Genomic DNA, 404 nt, shown 5'->3' with positions numbered 1-404 from the left:
TTGATTATTCATCGGCAAGCTATGATTGGTCACAAGTCGGCGGCGGTACCAGCGATATGACATCGCCTGGCTATGACTGGTCAAGTTTCGCCGATGGCGGAATTATGACCAATAGCGGGCCGGTGCCGCTGCGGCGCTATTCTGCGGGCGGAATTGCCACCGGGCGGCAATTTGCCGAATTTGGTGAAGGATCTGTTCCCGAGGCTTATGTGCCGGTGCCATCGGGGAAAATTCCGGTTGATTTGAAACTGCCCAAGGCGGCCGCATCGTCGGCGGCAAGCACAGGCGGGGGCAGCGTTTATAACATTGATGCCCGCGGGGCGGATCAGTCTGCGATTGCTCGGCTGGAAAGTACCATTGTTGCCCTGGGCGGGGTTGTGAAACGCATGGATAGCGGGTTTGAC

General features: G+C 57.7%; 1 protein-coding gene. It reads left to right on the top strand.

Going from position 1 to position 404, the window contains the following annotated elements; all coding sequences use genetic code 11:
• Nucleotides 1–404, top strand: a 404-nt coding sequence (locus THS27_RS27115; RefSeq protein WP_168185041.1) for a hypothetical protein, incomplete at both ends; no start/stop codon positions are given.

This window comes from Thalassospira sp. MCCC 1A01428 (assembly GCF_002115825.1).
Taxonomy (GTDB): Bacteria; Pseudomonadota; Alphaproteobacteria; order Rhodospirillales; family Thalassospiraceae; genus Thalassospira.
The sequence above is the reverse complement of the archived record's forward strand: the minus strand, read 5'-3'. Positions and strand labels throughout refer to the sequence as shown.